Here is a 15,932-nt window from a genome sequence, read left to right as displayed (position 1 = left end):
GCGGGGCGTCCACCTGCGGGAGCTACTCCTCGGACCACCGCGACGGCGGGTTGTCGCCGAAGATCCGGTTGGCCTGCTCGGCCGTGGGGATCACGAAGATCCCGCTGGCCTCCACGAGGACCCGGTCCGGCTCGTCCTCGGTGGTGATGGTGGCCTTCGGCCCGGTGCGCCGTTCGGTGATCGAGTCCTCCGGCACCCAGGCGGTGAGCCGCAGCGGCGTTTCCAGCGGCACCGGCCTGCGGTAACGCAGCGACAGCGACACGGTCATGCCGGGCCGCCCCTGGGCGGCGTGCGCGTGCCCGAGGATCTGGTCGATGAGCATCGCGCTGACCCCGCCGTGGGTGTAGCTGTGCGGGCCTTCGTAGGCGAGCCCGAGCGTGCAGGTGCCGGTGGCGACGCCGTCGGCGACCCGCACTCGCATCGGTGGTGCGATCGGGTTTCCGGGCCCGCTGGCGGGGTTGTACATCCGCCTGCCGGGTTTGGCCTCGTCGAGCGTCGGCGGCACGTGCCGGGTGCGGCTCGCTTCGGTGAGCGGGCCGACGAGGTCGCGGGCCTGGTCGGCGGTCTTGCGCAGCGTGGCCGCGTCCACTTCGGTGCCGGTGGCGGCCTGGACGAGTTCGCGGAGCGCGTCGCCGAGTTCGCGCGCGGCGCGGGCTCGGTCCTGGGCGTGGTCCTCGCCGGAGCCGTCGGGCTCGCGTTCGGCGTCGGACTGGCGGTATTCGCTGATGACGGGTGTCTCCTGGTCGTTCCGGTGCTGCGGTGCGGTCACTCGCCGCGCCACACGGGGGCGCGCTTCTCGGCGAACGCGCGGGCACCTTCCTGCGCGTCGGCGGAGGCGAACACGGGTGCGGCGATCTCGGACTGCTCGGCGAACGCGTCGGCGTCGGTCCAGCGCAGCGCACCGGAGACGATCTGCTTGGTGGCGCGCACGGCGAGCGGCCCGTTGGCGGCGACGCGCGCGGCGAGTTCCTTCGCCCCGTCGAGGGCACCGCCGGGTTCGGTGAGGGTGTTGACCAGGCCGTGGGCGTGCGCCTTCTCGGCGGTGAGCGGGTCGCCGGTGAGGGCGATCTCCATGGCCAGCTGGTACGGCAGCGCCTTCGGCAGCCGCAGCAGCCCGCCCGCGGCGGCGACGAGTCCGCGCTTGACCTCGGGCAGCCCGAACTTCGCTTCGCGGGAGGCGACAACGAGGTCGGCGGACAGCGCGAGTTCGCAGCCCCCGGCCAGCGCCCAGCCTTCGACGGCGGCGATGAGCGGTTTCTGCGGCGGCCGTTCGGTGAGCCCGCCGAAGCCGCGGCCGGGCACGTGCGGCCGTTCGCCGCGGGTGAAGGCCTTGAGGTCCATGCCCGCGCAGAACGTGCCGCCGGCGCCGGTGATGATGCCGATGACGAGGTCGCTGCGGCTTTCGAGTTCGTCGACGGCGGCGGCGATGCCTTCGGCGACGGAGGCGTCGACGGCGTTGCGGGCTTCGGGCCGGTCGATGGTGATCACGGCGATGCCGTCGCCGAATTCGGTGCGGACGCTCTCGCTCACGTGCTGCTCTCCTCCTGCTCCGCGCCGCCTGGCGGTGGCGTTCTCCCTGGCAGTGTTACTCGCCCGCGAAAAAACGGTCAAGGCAGACCGTCGCGGGTCACTGTGCGGTCGGCCACCTCGCGATGCTCCCACGCGGGACCGGATCGTCGGTGGTGGCGGGCATGCTGTGTCGTGACCGGAGGAGGTGCGCGGTGCGGCAACGGCAGATCGCCCTGCTCCGCGGGGTGAACGTGGGCGGGCACAACAGGATTCCGATGGCGCGGTGGCGGGAGGTGCTGGCCGGTCGCGGTTTCGGCGAGGTCGGCACGCTGCTGCAGAGCGGCAACGCGGTGTTCACCGCGTCCTGCCCGCCGGCCGAGTCGGAGCGGCTGGTGGCGGCGGACATCGCCGCGGAGTTCGGATTCGAGGTGCCGGTGCTGGTGCGCACCCGCGACGAGCTGGCGGCGGTGGTGGCGGCCGATCCGCTGGGCGAGGTGGCGAGCATCCCGGCGCAGTACCTGGTGACGTTCCTGTCCGCGCGCCCCGATCCGGCGGCGCTGGCGGAGCTGGACGTGGCGGGCTGCGCGCCGGACGTGGTGCGGTTCGGCGAGCGCGAGGTCTACGTGTGGTGCCCGGAGGGCGTGCGGAACTCGCGGGTCCCGCAGTCCTGGTGGGAACGCCGCCTCGGCCTGCGCGCCACCTCCCGGAACTGGTCGACGGTGACCCGCCTGCTGGACCTCGCCGATTCCGGCGGGTGAGCTCGTCTCGGGATGTCGGCCGGGACGTTGTCCCCTACCGATGTGCTGCGGCGACGTCTGACGCTGGGCTGCGGGAGCCACGTGGTGGCGCCGCGCGGCCGGGCTGCGGCGCAGCCGAGCGAGGAGGGCGCAATGGGGCGAGCGGTGGGCATCGACCTGGGCACGACGAACTCCGTCGTCGCGGTGCTGGAGGGCGGCGAGGCGACGGTCATCGCGAACTCGGAGGGCGCGCGCACCACGCCGTCGGTGGTGGCGTTCGCCCGCAGCGGTGAGCTGCTCACCGGCCAGCCCGCGAAGAACCAGGCGGTCACCAACGTGGATCGCACGATCCGGTCGGTGAAGCGGCACATGGGCACCGACTGGAAGACGGAGATCGACGACAAGGCCTACACGGCGCAGGAGATCAGCGCCCGCGTGCTGATGAAGTTGAAGCGCGACGCGGAGACCTACCTGGGCGAGGACGTCACCGACGCGGTGATCACGGTCCCGGCGTACTTCGACGACGCGCAGCGGCAGACGACGAAGGAGGCCGGCCAGATCGCGGGCCTCAACGTGCTGCGCATCATCAACGAGCCGACGGCGGCCGCCCTCGCCTACGGGCTGGAGAAGGGCGAGAAGGAGCAGACGATCCTGGTGTTCGACCTCGGCGGCGGGACGTTCGACGTGTCGCTGCTGGACGTCGGCGAGGGCCTGGTCGAGGTGAAGGCGACCTCGGGCGACACCGACCTGGGCGGCGATGACTGGGACCAGCGGATCGTGGACTGGCTGGTGGAGCGGTTCAAGGCGTCATCGGGCATCGACCTCACGAAGGACAAGATGGCCTTGCAACGCATCAAGGAGGCCGCGGAGAAGGCGAAGATCGAGTTGTCCAGCTCGTCGACGACGAACATCAACCTGCCGTACATCACGGTGGATTCCGAGAAGAACCCGATGTTCCTGGACGAGACGCTGTCCCGCGCGGAGTTCCAGCGCATCACCTCGGACCTGCTGGAGCGCACCCGCAAGCCGTTCGAGAACGCGGTGCGGGACGCGGGGATCTCGGTGCAGGACGTGGACCACGTGGTGCTGGTGGGCGGGTCGACGCGGATGCCCGCGGTGACCGAGCTGGTCAAGGAGCTGACCGGCGGCAAGGAACCGCACAAGGGCGTGAACCCGGACGAGGTGGTGGCAGTGGGCGCCGCCCTCCAAGCCGGCGTGCTGCGCGGCGAGGTCAAGGACGTGCTGCTGCTGGACGTGACGCCGCTGTCGTTGGGCATCGAGACCAAGGGCGGCATCATGACCAAGCTGATCGAGCGCAACACCACGATCCCCACGAAGCGCTCGGAGACGTTCACGACGGCGGACGACAACCAGCCGTCGGTGCAGATCCAGGTCTTCCAGGGCGAGCGCGAGATCGCCGCGCACAACAAGCAGCTGGGCAGCTTCGACCTGACGGGCCTGCCGCCCGCGCCGCGCGGGGTACCGCAGATCGAGGTGTCGTTCGACATCGACGCGAACGGCATCGTGCACGTGAACGCGAAGGACCTCGGCACCGGCAAGGAGCAGTCCATCCAGATCTCCGGTGGTTCGGCGCTGCCGAAGGAGGACATCGACCGGATGGTCTCCGACGCCGAGGCGCACGCCGACGAGGACCGCAGCCGCCGCGAGGAGGCCGAGACCCGCAACCAGGCCGAAACCCTCGTCTACCAGACGGAGAAGGTCCTCACCGACAACGACGACAAGCTGCCCGCGGAGCTGAAGGAGCGGGTGCGGTCGTCGATCGGCGCGGCGAACGAGGCGCTGCGCGGCGATGACGTGTCGGCGATCCGGACGGCGGTGGACCGGTTGGCGTCCGAGTCGCAGGAGCTGGGCCAGGCGATCTACGGCAACGCCGGCGGCGGCGCGGACCCGTCGGCGGGCGCGGCCGGTGCGGGCGGCTCGGATGCGGGTGGTTCCGGCTCGGGTGGTTCCGGCGGTGCCGGCTCGGGGGACGACGACGTGGTGGACGCGGAGATCGTCGACGACCCGGACGACAAGAGGTGAGCGATGGACGACGATCGCCGGAACTCGTTGCCGGTGCCCGCGATACCGCGCGGCGGCCGTCCGCGCGGGGTGCCCTCCTCCCCCGCCACCGACGAGCCCGAGCGGCCCGCCGCCGAACCCGATCCGGCGGAGCAGATCGTCCGGTTGCAGGGTGAACGGGACGCGCACCTGGAGATGCTGCGCCGGGTGACGGCCGAGTTCGACAACTACCGCAAGCGGATGTTGCGGGAGCAGACCACGCACCTGGACCGGGCCGCCGAGGGTGTGCTCAGCCAGCTGCTGCCGGTGGTGGACGCGGTGGAGATCGGCGCCCGGCACAATCCGGAGGCGCTGGGCCCGGTGCACGAGCAGCTGCAGCACACCCTCGCCGCCGAGGGCCTGCACCGGTTCGACCCGCTGGGCGAGCCGTTCGACCCGGCCGTGCACGAGGCGGTGGCGCCGGACGAACCGCCCACCGTCGTGCCGCTGCGCCCTGGCGAACCGGAACCGGATGCCGTGGTCGCCGAGGTGCTGCGGCCCGGCTACCGCGTGCACGGCCACCTGCTGCGCCCGGCGCTGGTCCGCCTCGCCCCTGCCCCGGCTGCCGGGTGAACGGACCGTTCGTCCAGCTCTACCGGACGAACGGTCCGTTCACCCGTCTCAACCCCGAGACGATCTCACCGGCTGCTGGAGTGAACGGACCGTTCGTTCCGTCCGGCCGGACGGCTGGTCCGTTCACTCCGAGCGCCGGTGCGACGGTCTCAGACGCGGGCGGGGTGAACGGACCGTTCGTCCCGTCCGGTCGGACGAACGGTCCGTTCACTCGCGTCCGCGGGTGCGCGGGTGGTGCGCCGACTCGTCGCCGTCGTTCCCCGCGCAGCGGGTAGAGCCGAGTTCGTCCGCCCAGATCAGGTGCACCTGGTCGTGTCGGGCCAGGTGGGCCCGCGCGGCGTCGGCGGACCGGAACCGGGCGCGGCCGCGCCCGTCCTCGGCGCTGAACACTTCGGCCGCGTCGCCGAAGTCGAGACCCCAGCACCGCACGAACCCGTCCTCCCGCACGCCGATCTCCTCGCACACCGCGAACAACCGCGGCCGGTGTGCGGCCACCAACTCCCCCAACTCCCGCCGGAACTCCTCGACGGTCGGGGTGGTCGTGCTCGTCGATTCCACATTTCTCCTCAGCTGGACACCGGTGCATCGTTTCCACTGTGGACATATCGCCCGATCGGGAGGGATGCGCCGCGGATACGATCACCGCTTCTGGAACGCCGGGAACGTAGCAATGCCGGAACCGGCCGGGAAATCGCAGATCACCACGACACGTTCAGGGGTTGCACGCGCGACCGGGTCGCCGAGGGAGGTCAGCAGTGCCGAAGTTCGCCGGTTCCCAGGCAAGGGCGATCGGAGCTGAGATGCGCCGAGCCCGAGATTCACTCGAATGGACCTTGGAGACGTTGGCGGCGGCGACGGACATATCGCGATCCACCCTGTCCCGCATCGAGACGGGCGCACGCCGCGCGGACGTCGGCGAAGTCGCCTCCATCCTCACCGCCCTAGCCGTCACCGGCCCCGCCAAACAACGCCTGCTGCGGCTGGCGGGTGACACGTCGGAGACGTGGGTGGGGGTCGGGAGTGCGGTGACCTCGCAACTGAGCGCCGTTTCCTCCTACGAGGCGGAAGCCCACGAGATTCACGAGTTCCAGGTGTCGGTCATCCCGGGGTTGCTCCAGACAGCGTCATACGCGCGGGCGCTCTTCGGCAGCACACCGCTGGGCTCAGCCGAGCGTGAACGCGGCGTGTTCTACCGCGTGGAGCGGCAAGCCACGCTCAGGAGGTCGACGCTGCGGAGCTACAACGCCTTTCTCGACGAGACCGCGCTGCGCCGCAAGGTCACGACCGACGAGAAGACCATGTCACAGCAGTTCCACAACCTGCTCGCAGTAGCAGCTTGCCCCGGAAGATCGGTTCGCGTCATCCCGTTCTCCGCAGGCGCTTATTGGGGCTGCGAAGGTCCCTTCATCTTGTACGCATTGAACGATCACCACGTGGCATACCATGAAAACCAGTCGAGTGGCGTTTTCATCGACGGCGAAGCTACGGACGTCTACCAGCAAGTCCTGAACAATCTGGACAACGTCGCCCTCGATCAGGATGAATCGAACGAGCTGATCACCAGCTACCTGAAGGAGCAGGATCATGGTCTTCGAGTTCCGCAAGAGTAGCTACAGCACCGGAGGCGCCAGCGGCACCTGCGTCGAGGTCGCCCTCAACGTCCCCGGCACCCGCGCCATCCGCGACAGCAAGAACCCCGGCGCAGCACCACTGATCTTCGCCCCCTCCGCGTTCGCCGCGTTCCGAACCGCGCTCAAGCACGGCTCGCTCGACGGCCGACGCACCGGCCAGGAGTGACGAGCATGCCGAGCTCTCCGTCGACGAACTGGCGGAAGTCCAATTACAGCAGTGCACAGACGAACTGCGTGGAGGTGGGCCGATCGGGCGATCTCGCGGCGGTGCGCGACAGCAAGGACCGCAACGCGGGACACCTCGCGGTGCATCCCGACCGCTGGTCGAGCTTCCTCACCGCACTCAAGTCCGACCACTACCCCACCCCCTGATCCACCAGGTGAATGGCCCACCCGCCCCAGCACACTGGGCGAATGGGCCATTCACCTGCGGTGGTGGCGGTGATCAGGAGAGGAAGCGCTCCAGGGCGTCGGCGCCCGCGGGGGCTCCGCCGCTGGTGAGGACGGCTTCGCGCATCTCGGCGAGGTTGGCGCGGATCCGCTCGTCGGCGGCGACCTCGTCCACCGTGGCGCGCAGCAGTTCCGGCGTGACCTCGTCGGCTTGCAACCGCTTGCCGAGCCCGAGCTCCTGCGCGCGGTCGGCGTTGGCCTCCTGCTCCGGCATCTGCGGGAACGCGATCGGCGGCACGCCGTAGTACAGCGTCTCCATCGTCGAGTTCATGCCGGTGTGGGTGAGGAACGCGGTGGCGTGCTGGAGCACCGCGAGCTGCGGGAAACTCTTGCGCACCTCGAAGTTCTCCGGGATCTCACCCAGGTCGGCTTCCTGCACGACCTTGCCGATGGACATCGCGACCTGCCAGCCGGAGTCGCGGAACGCCTCGATGCACAGCCGGAAGAACTCGGGGCGCTGGTTGAACACGGTGCCCAGCGAGATGAACAGCAGCGGCTGGTCGCCGTGCTTCGGCTTCCAGTCGACGATGCCGCGCTGCCCGACGGACGGGCCGATGAACTCGAAGCGGTCGTCGAAGGTCTCAGCCCGCAGCTGGAACTTCTTCGGCAGGAACACCAGGTTCAGCGGCGACGGCTTCGCCTGGCCGAACGAGGACGGGTCGAAGGTGACGCCGAACTCGGTGGTGAGCTCCTTCATCCGCTTCGCGAAGTCCTGGAGCACCGGGTGGTTCGGGTCGAAGGGGTTCTCGTCGTCCTTCTTCACCATCAGGTCGCGCAGCGAGAAGTGCTCGTTGCCCGCGAAGTGCGGGATGAGCGACACCTCGGGCACGCCCAGCTTCTCGGCGAGCATCGGGCCGGTGGCCTCGGCCTGGTCGAAGCACACCGCGTCCGGCAGGTCCTGGCGGAAGTGCTCGACGAGCTTCGGGAACGACCGCTGGATGTCCTCGATGCGGAACTCCAGCATCGGGGCCATCGCCTCGGGCGTGAACTTCGCGAAGTTGGTGGGCATCTCGGGCATCACGGTGCCGGTGTCGAACAGGGTGGCGCCGGCGGCCTGGACGGCGTCGTGGAATTCGGGACCGATGGCGTAGGTGACGCGGTGGCCGCGGCGGACCAGTTCCTCCACCAGCGGCAGCGTCGGGTTGACGTGTCCGTGCGCGGTCATGCTGACGAACGCGAAGTGCTTGCTCATGTTCCCCTCGGATGAAGCTTGCCCGGACCGGCCCATCACCGCCGCGCCCGATCGACCTACCCCATGGTCCTCCGAACGCGCCGGTGAAAAAAGGTGTTTTCCGCAACCAATTACTTTCACGGCGCGGCGCGGAGTGCGACAGTGAGCCGTTGACCTGCGAGAATACCCAGCCTCAAGCGGCTGGTGTGATCCGCGCCGCTGCCCGGACGAGGCCGGACGAACCGGACGGCGACCCGGCTCGCCCGGGCGGGAACATGATCGCGGAGTAGCGTTCCGGCATGCCGACACCAGCCCAGCAGTTGATCCCCGGCGCCCTGCAGCGCTTCGGCGCCCGGGTGCACGCGATCGAGGACCACCAGTGGCGCGGCCCGACGCCGTGCACCGCGTGGACCGTCCGCGACCTCGTCGGCCATCTCGTCGGCGAACACCGGTGGGCCCCGCACCTGCTCGCCGGGGAGACCATGGAGCAGGTCGGCGACCGCTACGACGGCGACCTCCTCGGCGACGACCCGGTGCGCGCGTGGGACGCGGCCGCCCGCGACTCCCGCGCGGCGTGGGAGGCCGCCGACCTGTCCGGGACCGCCCGGTTCTCCTTCGGCGAAGCGCCGATGACCACCTACGCCGAGCAGATGCTCATCGACCTCACCGTGCACGGCTGGGACCTGGCGCGCGCCACCGGGCAGCCCGAGGACCTCGACCCGGCCGCCGTCGACCTCGGCCTCGCCTACGCGCGGCCCAACGCCGACCGGATGGCGGGCCTCGGCATCATCGCCACCCCCGTCCCCACCAACAGCCCCGACCCGGCCGTGCAGCTCCTCGCCCTCCTCGGCCGCCGCGCCTGACCGCCCGACGCCGAAAACCCGCCCGGCGGGCCATGGCTCCTTCCTGTCAGCGGCGAAGCCGCTGAGCAGCGACCACGCACGCAGCTCGACCACCCGCGGGTTCTCAGCGGTTCCCTCGCGAGGACAGCGTTTTCTCATGTGGCGGAGCCACCTGTGAAAACGATCCCGCAGCGAGGGAACCGCTGAGGTTCCGCCACCCGCGCCCCGCCCAGCAGGAGTGGAACGGTCCGCGAACGCGAAGCGCCCCGGGACGTGGTCCCGGGGCGCTTCGCGACGCGCTCGATCAGACCAGCGGGCGGTCCGTCGGGGCGATCGGGGCGGGCAGCACGTCCCGGCCCGTCAGGTAGCGGTCCACCCCGGCGGCCGCGGACCGGCCCTCCGAGATCGCCCACACGATCAGGGACTGGCCGCGGCCCATGTCCCCGGCCGTGAACACACCGTCCACAGTGGTCATGAAGTCCGAGTCGCGGGCGACGTTGCCGCGCTCGTCGAGCTCCACGCCGAGATCGGTGAGCAGGCCCTCCTTCTCCGGGCCGACGAAGCCCATCGCCAGGAACGCCAGCTGGCACGGCAGCTCCCGCTCGGTGCCCTCGACCGGCACGAAGCGGCCGTCCTCGCGGCGCACCTCCGCGAGCCGCAGCGCGCGCAGGTTCCCGTCCTCGTCGGCGAGGAACTCCTGGGTGTTGACGGAGAACAACCGCTCCCCGCCCTCCTCGTGCGCCGAGGTCACCTTGAACGTCATCGGGTACGTCGGCCACGGCTGGCTGTCCGGCCGCGTCGACGGCGGCGTCGGCATGATCTCCAGCTGGGTGACCGACTTCGCGCCCTGGCGGTGCGCGGTGCCGACGCAATCCGCACCCGTGTCACCGCCGCCGATCACCACGACGTCCTTGCCCGCGGCGTCGATCGGCGAGGACGTCAGGTCGCCCTCCTGCACCCGGTTCGCCAGCGGCAGGTACTCCATCGCCTGGTGCACCCCAACCGCCTCGCGGCCGGTGATCGGCAGGTCCCGGGCGGCGGTGGCGCCACCGGAGAGGACCACCGCGTCGAAGTCCGACTTCAGCTGCTCCACCGACACGTCCACGCCGACGTGCACGCCGGTGTGGAACTCGGTGCCCTCGGCCCGCATCTGCCCGAGCCTGCGGTCCAGGCGCCGCTTCTCCATCTTGAACTCGGGAATCCCGTAGCGCAGCAGCCCGCCGATGCGGTCCGCCCGCTCGTAGACCACCACGTCGTGGCCCGCGCGGGTCAGCTGCTGGGCGGCGGCCAGGCCCGACGGACCCGACCCGATCACCGCGACCCGCTTGCCGGTCTTCGATGCGGGCGGCTGCGGCGGCACCCGGCCCTCCGCCCAGGCGCGGTCGATGATCTCGATCTCGACCTGCTTGATCGTCACCGGATCGGAGTTGATGCCGACCACGCACGCCGCCTCGCACGGGGCGGGGCACAACGTCCCGGTGAACTCCGGGAAGTTGTTCGTGGCGTGCAGCCGCTCGATCGCCTCGCTCCAGTCGTCGCGCCAGGTGAGGTCGTTCCACTCCGGGATCAGGTTGCCCAGCGGACAACCGTTGTGGCAGAACGGGATGCCGCAGTCCATGCAGCGGCCCGCCTGCTCCTTGACCCGGCCCGGCTCGAAGTCCAGGTAGACCTCGCGCCAGTCCTTGATCCGGATGTCCACGGGGCGGCGCTCGGGCGTCTGGCGCGCCGTGGTGATGAAGCCCTTCGGGTCAGCCATGAGCCGCCTCCATGATCGCCTGGTCAACGTCGCGGCCGTCGCGCTCGGCGGCGGTCTGCGCGGCCAGCACGCGCTTGAAGTCGCGCGGCATGACCTTCGCGAAGCGCGCCACCGCGCGGTCCCAGTCCGCCAGCAGTTCCGCGGCCACCTGCGACGCCGTCTGCTCGTGGTGCCTGCGGACCCGGTCGTGCAGGAACTCCCGGTCGGCCTCGTCCAGCGGATCGAGGTCCACCATCTCCGGGTTGACCCGCTCCTCCCGCAGGTCCAGCACGTAGGCGATGCCACCGGACATCCCGGCCGCGAAGTTGCGGCCGGTACCGCCGAGGATCACCGCGCGGCCACCGGTCATGTACTCGCACCCGTGGTCGCCGATGCCCTCGACGACGGCGACCGCGCCCGAGTTCCGCACGCAGAACCGCTCGCCCACCACGCCGCGCACGAACAGCTCACCGGACGTCGCGCCGTACAGCAGCACGTTGCCCGCGATGACGTTGTCCTCGGCGGTGTAGGCGGCGCCCTCCGGCGGCCGCACCACGATCCGCCCGCCCGACAGGCCCTTGCCGACGTAGTCGTTGCCGTCGCCGAGCAGCCGCAGCGTGATGCCCCGCGGCACGAACGCCCCGAAGCTCTGCCCGGCCGAACCGGTGAACGTCACGTCGATCGTGTCGTCCGGCAACCCCTCGCCGCCCCACCGGCGGGTCAGCTCGTGGCCGAGCATGGTGCCCACCGTGCGGTTGACGTTGCGCACCGGCAGCTCCAGCCGCACCGGTGTCGCGTCCTTCAGCGCACCCTCGCTGAGCTGGATCAGCGTGTGGTCCAAGGCCTTGTCCAGGCCGTGGTCCTGGGTGGTGGTGTTGTGCAGCGCCGCGCCCGCCGCCAGCTCCGGCACGTGGGTGATCGCCGAGAGGTCCAGCTCCTCGGTCTTCCAGTGCCGCACCGCGTCGTCGGTGTCGATCAGCTCGGCGTGCCCGACGGCTTCCTCGATGGACCGGAAGCCGAGTTCCGCCAAGTACTCCCGCACTTCCTGGGCGATGAACTCGAAGAAGTTCACCACGTACTCGGCCTTGCCGTCGAACTTCGCCCGCAGCTGCGGGTTCTGCGTGGCCACGCCCACCGGGCAGGTGTCCAGGTGGCACACCCGCATCATGATGCAGCCGGACACGACCAGCGGGGCGGTGGCGAAGCCGAACTCCTCCGCGCCCAGCAGCGCCGCGATCACCACGTCGCGGCCGGTCTTGAGCTGCCCGTCGGTCTGCACCACGATCCGGTCGCGCAGGTCGTTGGCCAGCAGCGTCTGCTGCGTCTCGGCCAGCCCCAGCTCCCACGGGCCACCCGCGTGCTTGATCGAGGACAGCGGGGAGGCACCGGTGCCGCCGTCGTGCCCGGAGATCAGCACCACGTCCGCGTGCGCCTTGCTCACGCCCGCCGCGACCGTGCCGACGCCGACCTCGCTGACCAGCTTGACGTGGATCCGCGCCTTCGGGTTGGCGTTCTTCAGGTCGTGGATCAGCTGGGCGAGGTCCTCGATGGAGTAGATGTCGTGGTGCGGCGGCGGGGAGATCAGCCCCACGCCCGGCGTGGAGTGCCGGGTCTTGCCCACCCACGGGTACACCTTGTGGCCGGGCAGCTGCCCGCCCTCGCCGGGCTTCGCGCCCTGCGCCATCTTGATCTGGATGTCGTCGGCGTTGACCAGGTACTCGCTGGTGACGCCGAACCGGCCGGACGCGACCTGCTTGATCGCCGAGCGGCGCGAGTCGCCGTTGGCGTCCGGGGTGAACCGGTCGGCGTCCTCACCGCCCTCGCCGGTGTTGGACTTCCCGCCGAGGCGGTTCATCGCGATGGCGAGGGTCTCGTGCATCTCCTGCGAGATCGAACCGTAGGAGATGGCGCCGGTGGCGAACCGCTTCACGATCGACTCGACCGGCTCGACCTCGTCGATCGGCACCGGCCGCCGCGCGCCCGCGCGGAACTTGAACAGGCCGCGCAGGGTCATCAGGTCGCGCGACTGGTCGTCGACGGCCTTCGTGTACTCCTTGAAGACCTCGTAGCGGCCGGACCGCGTGGAGTGCTGCAGCTTGAACACGGTGCGCGGGTTGAACAGGTGCGGGTCGCCCTCGCGCCGCCACTGGTACTCGCCGCCCACCTGCAAGGTGCGGTGCGGGGCCTGCACGCCGTCGTCCGGGTAGGCGCGGCGGTGCCGCTCGGCGATCTCCTTGGCCAGCAGGTCGAAACCGACCCCGCCGAGCCGCGAGGTGGTGCCGGCGAAACATCGGTCGATGACCTCGGCGCCCAGCCCGATCGCCTCGAAGATCTGCGCGCCGGTGTACGAGGCCACCGTGGACACGCCCATCTTCGACATCGTCTTGCGCACGCCCTTGCCGAGCGCCTTGATCAGGTTGCCGGTGGCCTTCGCCGGGTCGAGTCCCTGGAGCACGCCGTTGTGCACCAGGTCCTCGACGCTGGCCATCGCCAGGTACGGGTTGACGGCCGCGGCGCCGTAGCCGATGAGCAGCGCGACGTGGTGCACCTCGCGCACGTCACCGGCCTCGATCACCAGGCCGACGTGGGTGCGGGTCTTCTCCCGCACCAGGTGGTGGTGCACCGCACCGGTCACCAGCAGCGACGGGATCGGCGCGTGCTCGGCGTCGGCGGCCCGGTCGGACAGCACCAGCACGTGCGCGCCGTCGGCGACCGCGGCGGACACCTCGGCGCAGATCTCGTCGAGCCGCTCCCGCAGCGCCTCGCCACCGCCGCGCACCCGGTAGGTGCTGGAGATGATCGCGGGCTTCAGGCCGGGACGGTCGCCGTCGTCGTCGATGTGCACGATCTTGGCGAGCTGGTCGTTGTCCAGCACCGGGAACGGCAGCACCAGCTGCTTGCAGGCGTCCGGGTCGTGGTCGAGCAGGTTGTGCTCCGGCCCGACGTGGGTCGCCAGCGAGGTCACCAGCTCCTCGCGGATGGCGTCCAGCGGCGGGTTGGTGACCTGCGCGAACAGCTGCGTGAAGTAGTCGAACAGCTGCCGCGGGCGCTTCGAGAACGCCGCGAACGGCACGTCGTTGCCCATCGAGCCGATCGGCTCCGCCCCACCGGCGGCCATCGGCTTGAGCAGCACGTTCAGCTCTTCCTGCGTGTAGCCGAACACCTGCTGGCCGTGCACCAGCGACGCGTGCGAGGGCACCTCGCGGTCGCGGTCGGGCAGGTCGCCCAGGTGCACCACGCCCTCGTCCAGCCACTGCTGGTACGGGTGCGCGGCGGCCAGCTCACCCTTGATCTCCTCGTCGTCGACGATGCGCCCGGCACCGGTGTCGACCAGGAACATGCGGCCCGGCTGCAACCGGCCCTTGCGCACCACGCGCGCCGGGTCCAGTTCGAGCACGCCGACCTCGCTGGCCAGCACGACGAGGCCGTCGTCGGTCACCCAGTAGCGGCCGGGGCGCAGGCCGTTGCGGTCCAGGACCGCGCCGATCTGGGTGCCGTCGGTGAACGCCACCAGCGCGGGGCCGTCCCAGGGTTCCATCAGGTAGTTGTGGAACTCGTAGAACGCGCGGCGCTGCGGGTCCATCTCGGCGTGGTTCTCCCACGCCTCCGGGATCATCATCAGCACCGAGTGCGGCAGCGACCGCCCGCCCAGGTGCAGCAGCTCCAGCACCTCGTCGAAGGTGGCCGAGTCGCTGCCGTCCGGCGTCGCGATCGGGTACAGCCGTTGCAGGTCACCGGGGATGAGGTCGGTCGCGAGCATGCTCTCGCGGGTCCGCATCCAGTTCCGGTTCCCCTTCATCGTGTTGATCTCGCCGTTGTGCGCGATGAAGCGGTACGGGTGCGCCAGCGGCCACGACGGGAACGTGTTCGTGGAGAACCGCGAGTGCACCAGGCCGATGGCGCTGGTGAACCGCTCGTCGGCCAGGTCCGGGTAGAACGAGCCCAGCTGGGTCTCGCTGAGCATTCCCTTGTAGACGAAGGTCCGCGCCGACAGGCTCGGGAAGTACACCGCGGCCTCGTGCTCGGCGCGCTTGCGCACGCAGAAGGCGCGGCGTTCGAACTGGAGGGCCGATTCGGACTCGGCTCCGTCGCTGCCGTGCCCGATGAACAGCTGGCGGAAGCTCGGCATCACCTCGCGGGCGGCCCGCCCGGCGTTGTCCGGCTCGATCGGCACCTCGCGCCAGCCGAGCAGGGTGAGGCCCTCCTCGGCGACGATCCGCTCGACGACCTCGGCCGCCTCCCGCGCCTCGTCGGCGTCGGCGGGCAGGAAGGCGGTCCCGGCCGCGTACCCGCCCGCTTCGGGCAGGTCGAACGGGACCACGGCGCGGAAGAACTCGTCGGGGACCTGCGTCAGCACGCCGACGCCGTCCCCCGTCTCCGGGTCGGCACCCTTGGCGCCCCGGTGCTCCAGGTTGCGCAATGCCGTGAGGGCGTTCTGCACCAGTGCATGGCTGCGCCGCCCGTGCATGTCGGCCACGAACGCCACTCCGCAGGCGTCGTGGTCGTGAGCCGGGTCGTACAGACCCCGCTCGGCGGCGCGACGTTGCGCCTCATTTCTCAAATACTGGGAATCCGGCATCGATCCTCCCGTCGCCAGGCCCGGATCGCGGCGAGGGAATTGTGAGCACTCGCAAGCGATCCGCGAAAACCTTTCGGGCACTGACAAAAGGATGCGCCGTTGCATCGTCGGTCAGTTCCGGGCACTGTACAGACGGATCGGGCCCACGGCTACGCCTGAGTAACACGGATGAAAATCACATGGCGGCGTCCCGGAGCGTGGAACGGGCCACCCTCCGGCGGCTCGCCGCAGGTCAACTTCGATCAACCCCCTGACCAGGGGCGGCGCGGCCGGAGCCCGGATTCCGGGGCGGCGGCGGGGACATCGGGGCTGATCACGACGGCTTTTTCGGTCCAGTCCGACTCCCGCGTGATGTAGCACACATCGCAGGAAGGGTTGCCTGCCCCGGAACCCGTCGAAGCCGTCCTTTGTGGAGTCTCGGCTTCCCGGGCCGCTGCGCCAAGTTCACACAGATGACGCAGCGCCACGGTCGGATTTTCGCGCAGCGCGCCGAATCGCGAGTCCGGATGAAACGTTCCATTCGGACATCGGGCCCGCGACCGGCGAGGATGCACCGAGCACCGCTCCCCCGCGCGGCACGACCACCGGCGATCGCGCTCCGCGAGCGGCCGTGCGCCCAGCGTGCCCGATCCCCGGCCGGATCC

The 15,932-nt window shown here is 70.5% G+C and carries 13 protein-coding genes; 7 read left to right on the top strand and 6 right to left on the bottom strand.

The genetic code is table 11. From position 1 onward, the window contains the following. Positions 1 to 22: 22 nt before the first annotated feature. The gene (locus AC29IT_RS01175) at positions 23 to 769 is read right to left on the bottom strand and encodes a PaaI family thioesterase (RefSeq protein ID WP_488217514.1); all 747 of its coding nucleotides are present in this window, start codon (positions 767 to 769) and stop codon (positions 23 to 25) included. Next, a complete protein-coding gene (locus AC29IT_RS01170; RefSeq protein ID WP_358438919.1) occupies positions 766 to 1,530 on the bottom strand; it encodes a crotonase/enoyl-CoA hydratase family protein in 765 nt (254 codons plus the stop codon). The genes AC29IT_RS01175 and AC29IT_RS01170 overlap by 4 nt, the downstream gene beginning before the upstream one ends. Positions 1,531 to 1,721: 191 nt before the next feature. On the opposite strand from AC29IT_RS01170, the gene AC29IT_RS01165 reads away from it, so the two are divergent. From AC29IT_RS01165 to AC29IT_RS01155, 3 genes are all read left to right on the top strand, one after another. Beyond that, the gene (locus AC29IT_RS01165; RefSeq protein ID WP_488217513.1) at positions 1,722 to 2,267 is read left to right on the top strand and encodes a DUF1697 domain-containing protein; all 546 of its coding nucleotides are present in this window, start codon (positions 1,722 to 1,724) and stop codon (positions 2,265 to 2,267) included. 132 nt (positions 2,268 to 2,399) lie between these two features. Further along, positions 2,400 to 4,289: a molecular chaperone DnaK gene (gene dnaK, locus AC29IT_RS01160; protein ID WP_488217512.1), complete on the top strand. Its 1,890-nt coding sequence runs from the start codon at positions 2,400 to 2,402 to the stop codon at positions 4,287 to 4,289. Between the two features lie 3 nt (positions 4,290 to 4,292). After that, complete coding sequence (locus AC29IT_RS01155; RefSeq protein WP_488217511.1) at positions 4,293 to 4,880, top strand: nucleotide exchange factor GrpE; 588 nt, start codon at positions 4,293 to 4,295, stop codon at positions 4,878 to 4,880. 207 nt (positions 4,881 to 5,087) lie between these two features. Here the strand turns inward: AC29IT_RS01155 and AC29IT_RS01150 are convergent, their stop codons facing one another. Beyond that, complete coding sequence (locus AC29IT_RS01150) at positions 5,088 to 5,438, bottom strand: hypothetical protein (RefSeq protein ID WP_358438908.1); 351 nt, start codon at positions 5,436 to 5,438, stop codon at positions 5,088 to 5,090. Between the two features lie 197 nt (positions 5,439 to 5,635). On the opposite strand from AC29IT_RS01150, the gene AC29IT_RS01145 reads away from it, so the two are divergent. From AC29IT_RS01145 to AC29IT_RS01135, 3 genes are read left to right on the top strand one after another with little or no spacing between them, the layout of a single operon-like run. Then, a complete protein-coding gene (locus tag AC29IT_RS01145) occupies positions 5,636 to 6,490 on the top strand; it encodes a helix-turn-helix domain-containing protein (protein WP_358438905.1) in 855 nt (284 codons plus the stop codon). Then, the gene (locus AC29IT_RS01140; protein WP_488217510.1) at positions 6,465 to 6,677 is read left to right on the top strand and encodes a DUF397 domain-containing protein; all 213 of its coding nucleotides are present in this window, start codon (positions 6,465 to 6,467) and stop codon (positions 6,675 to 6,677) included. The genes AC29IT_RS01145 and AC29IT_RS01140 overlap by 26 nt, the downstream gene beginning before the upstream one ends. A gap of 5 nt (positions 6,678 to 6,682) precedes the next feature. Further along, entirely contained in the window at positions 6,683 to 6,883 is a 201-nt protein-coding gene (locus AC29IT_RS01135; RefSeq protein ID WP_488217509.1) for a DUF397 domain-containing protein, read from the top strand. A 73-nt stretch (positions 6,884 to 6,956) separates the two neighbouring features. Here AC29IT_RS01135 and AC29IT_RS01130 read toward each other — a convergent pair whose 3' ends face one another. Beyond that, on the bottom strand, positions 6,957 to 8,153 hold the full coding sequence (locus tag AC29IT_RS01130) for a macrolide family glycosyltransferase (protein ID WP_358438896.1): 1,197 nt from the start codon (positions 8,151 to 8,153) through the stop codon (positions 6,957 to 6,959). 278 nt (positions 8,154 to 8,431) lie between these two features. Between AC29IT_RS01130 and AC29IT_RS01125 the strand changes: the two genes are divergently transcribed. Further along, positions 8,432 to 8,995 (top strand): TIGR03086 family metal-binding protein, encoded by a 564-nt coding sequence (locus AC29IT_RS01125; RefSeq protein WP_358438893.1) that lies wholly within the window; start codon positions 8,432 to 8,434, stop codon positions 8,993 to 8,995. A 283-nt stretch (positions 8,996 to 9,278) separates the two neighbouring features. Here the strand turns inward: AC29IT_RS01125 and AC29IT_RS01120 are convergent, their stop codons facing one another. Both AC29IT_RS01120 and gltB read right to left on the bottom strand, forming a co-directional pair. Then, positions 9,279 to 10,730, bottom strand: coding sequence for a glutamate synthase subunit beta (locus AC29IT_RS01120; RefSeq protein ID WP_488217508.1), 1,452 nt, complete (start codon positions 10,728 to 10,730; stop codon positions 9,279 to 9,281). Further along, the gene (gltB, locus tag AC29IT_RS01115) at positions 10,723 to 15,288 is read right to left on the bottom strand and encodes a glutamate synthase large subunit (protein ID WP_488217507.1); all 4,566 of its coding nucleotides are present in this window, start codon (positions 15,286 to 15,288) and stop codon (positions 10,723 to 10,725) included. Before gltB ends, AC29IT_RS01120 begins: the two co-directional genes overlap by 8 nt. Between the last annotated feature and the right edge of the window lie 644 nt (positions 15,289 to 15,932).

The organism is Saccharopolyspora sp. MMCC62, assembly GCF_057736575.1.
Note: the sequence above shows the minus strand (reverse complement) of the source record. Positions and strands in the feature narration are given on the sequence as shown.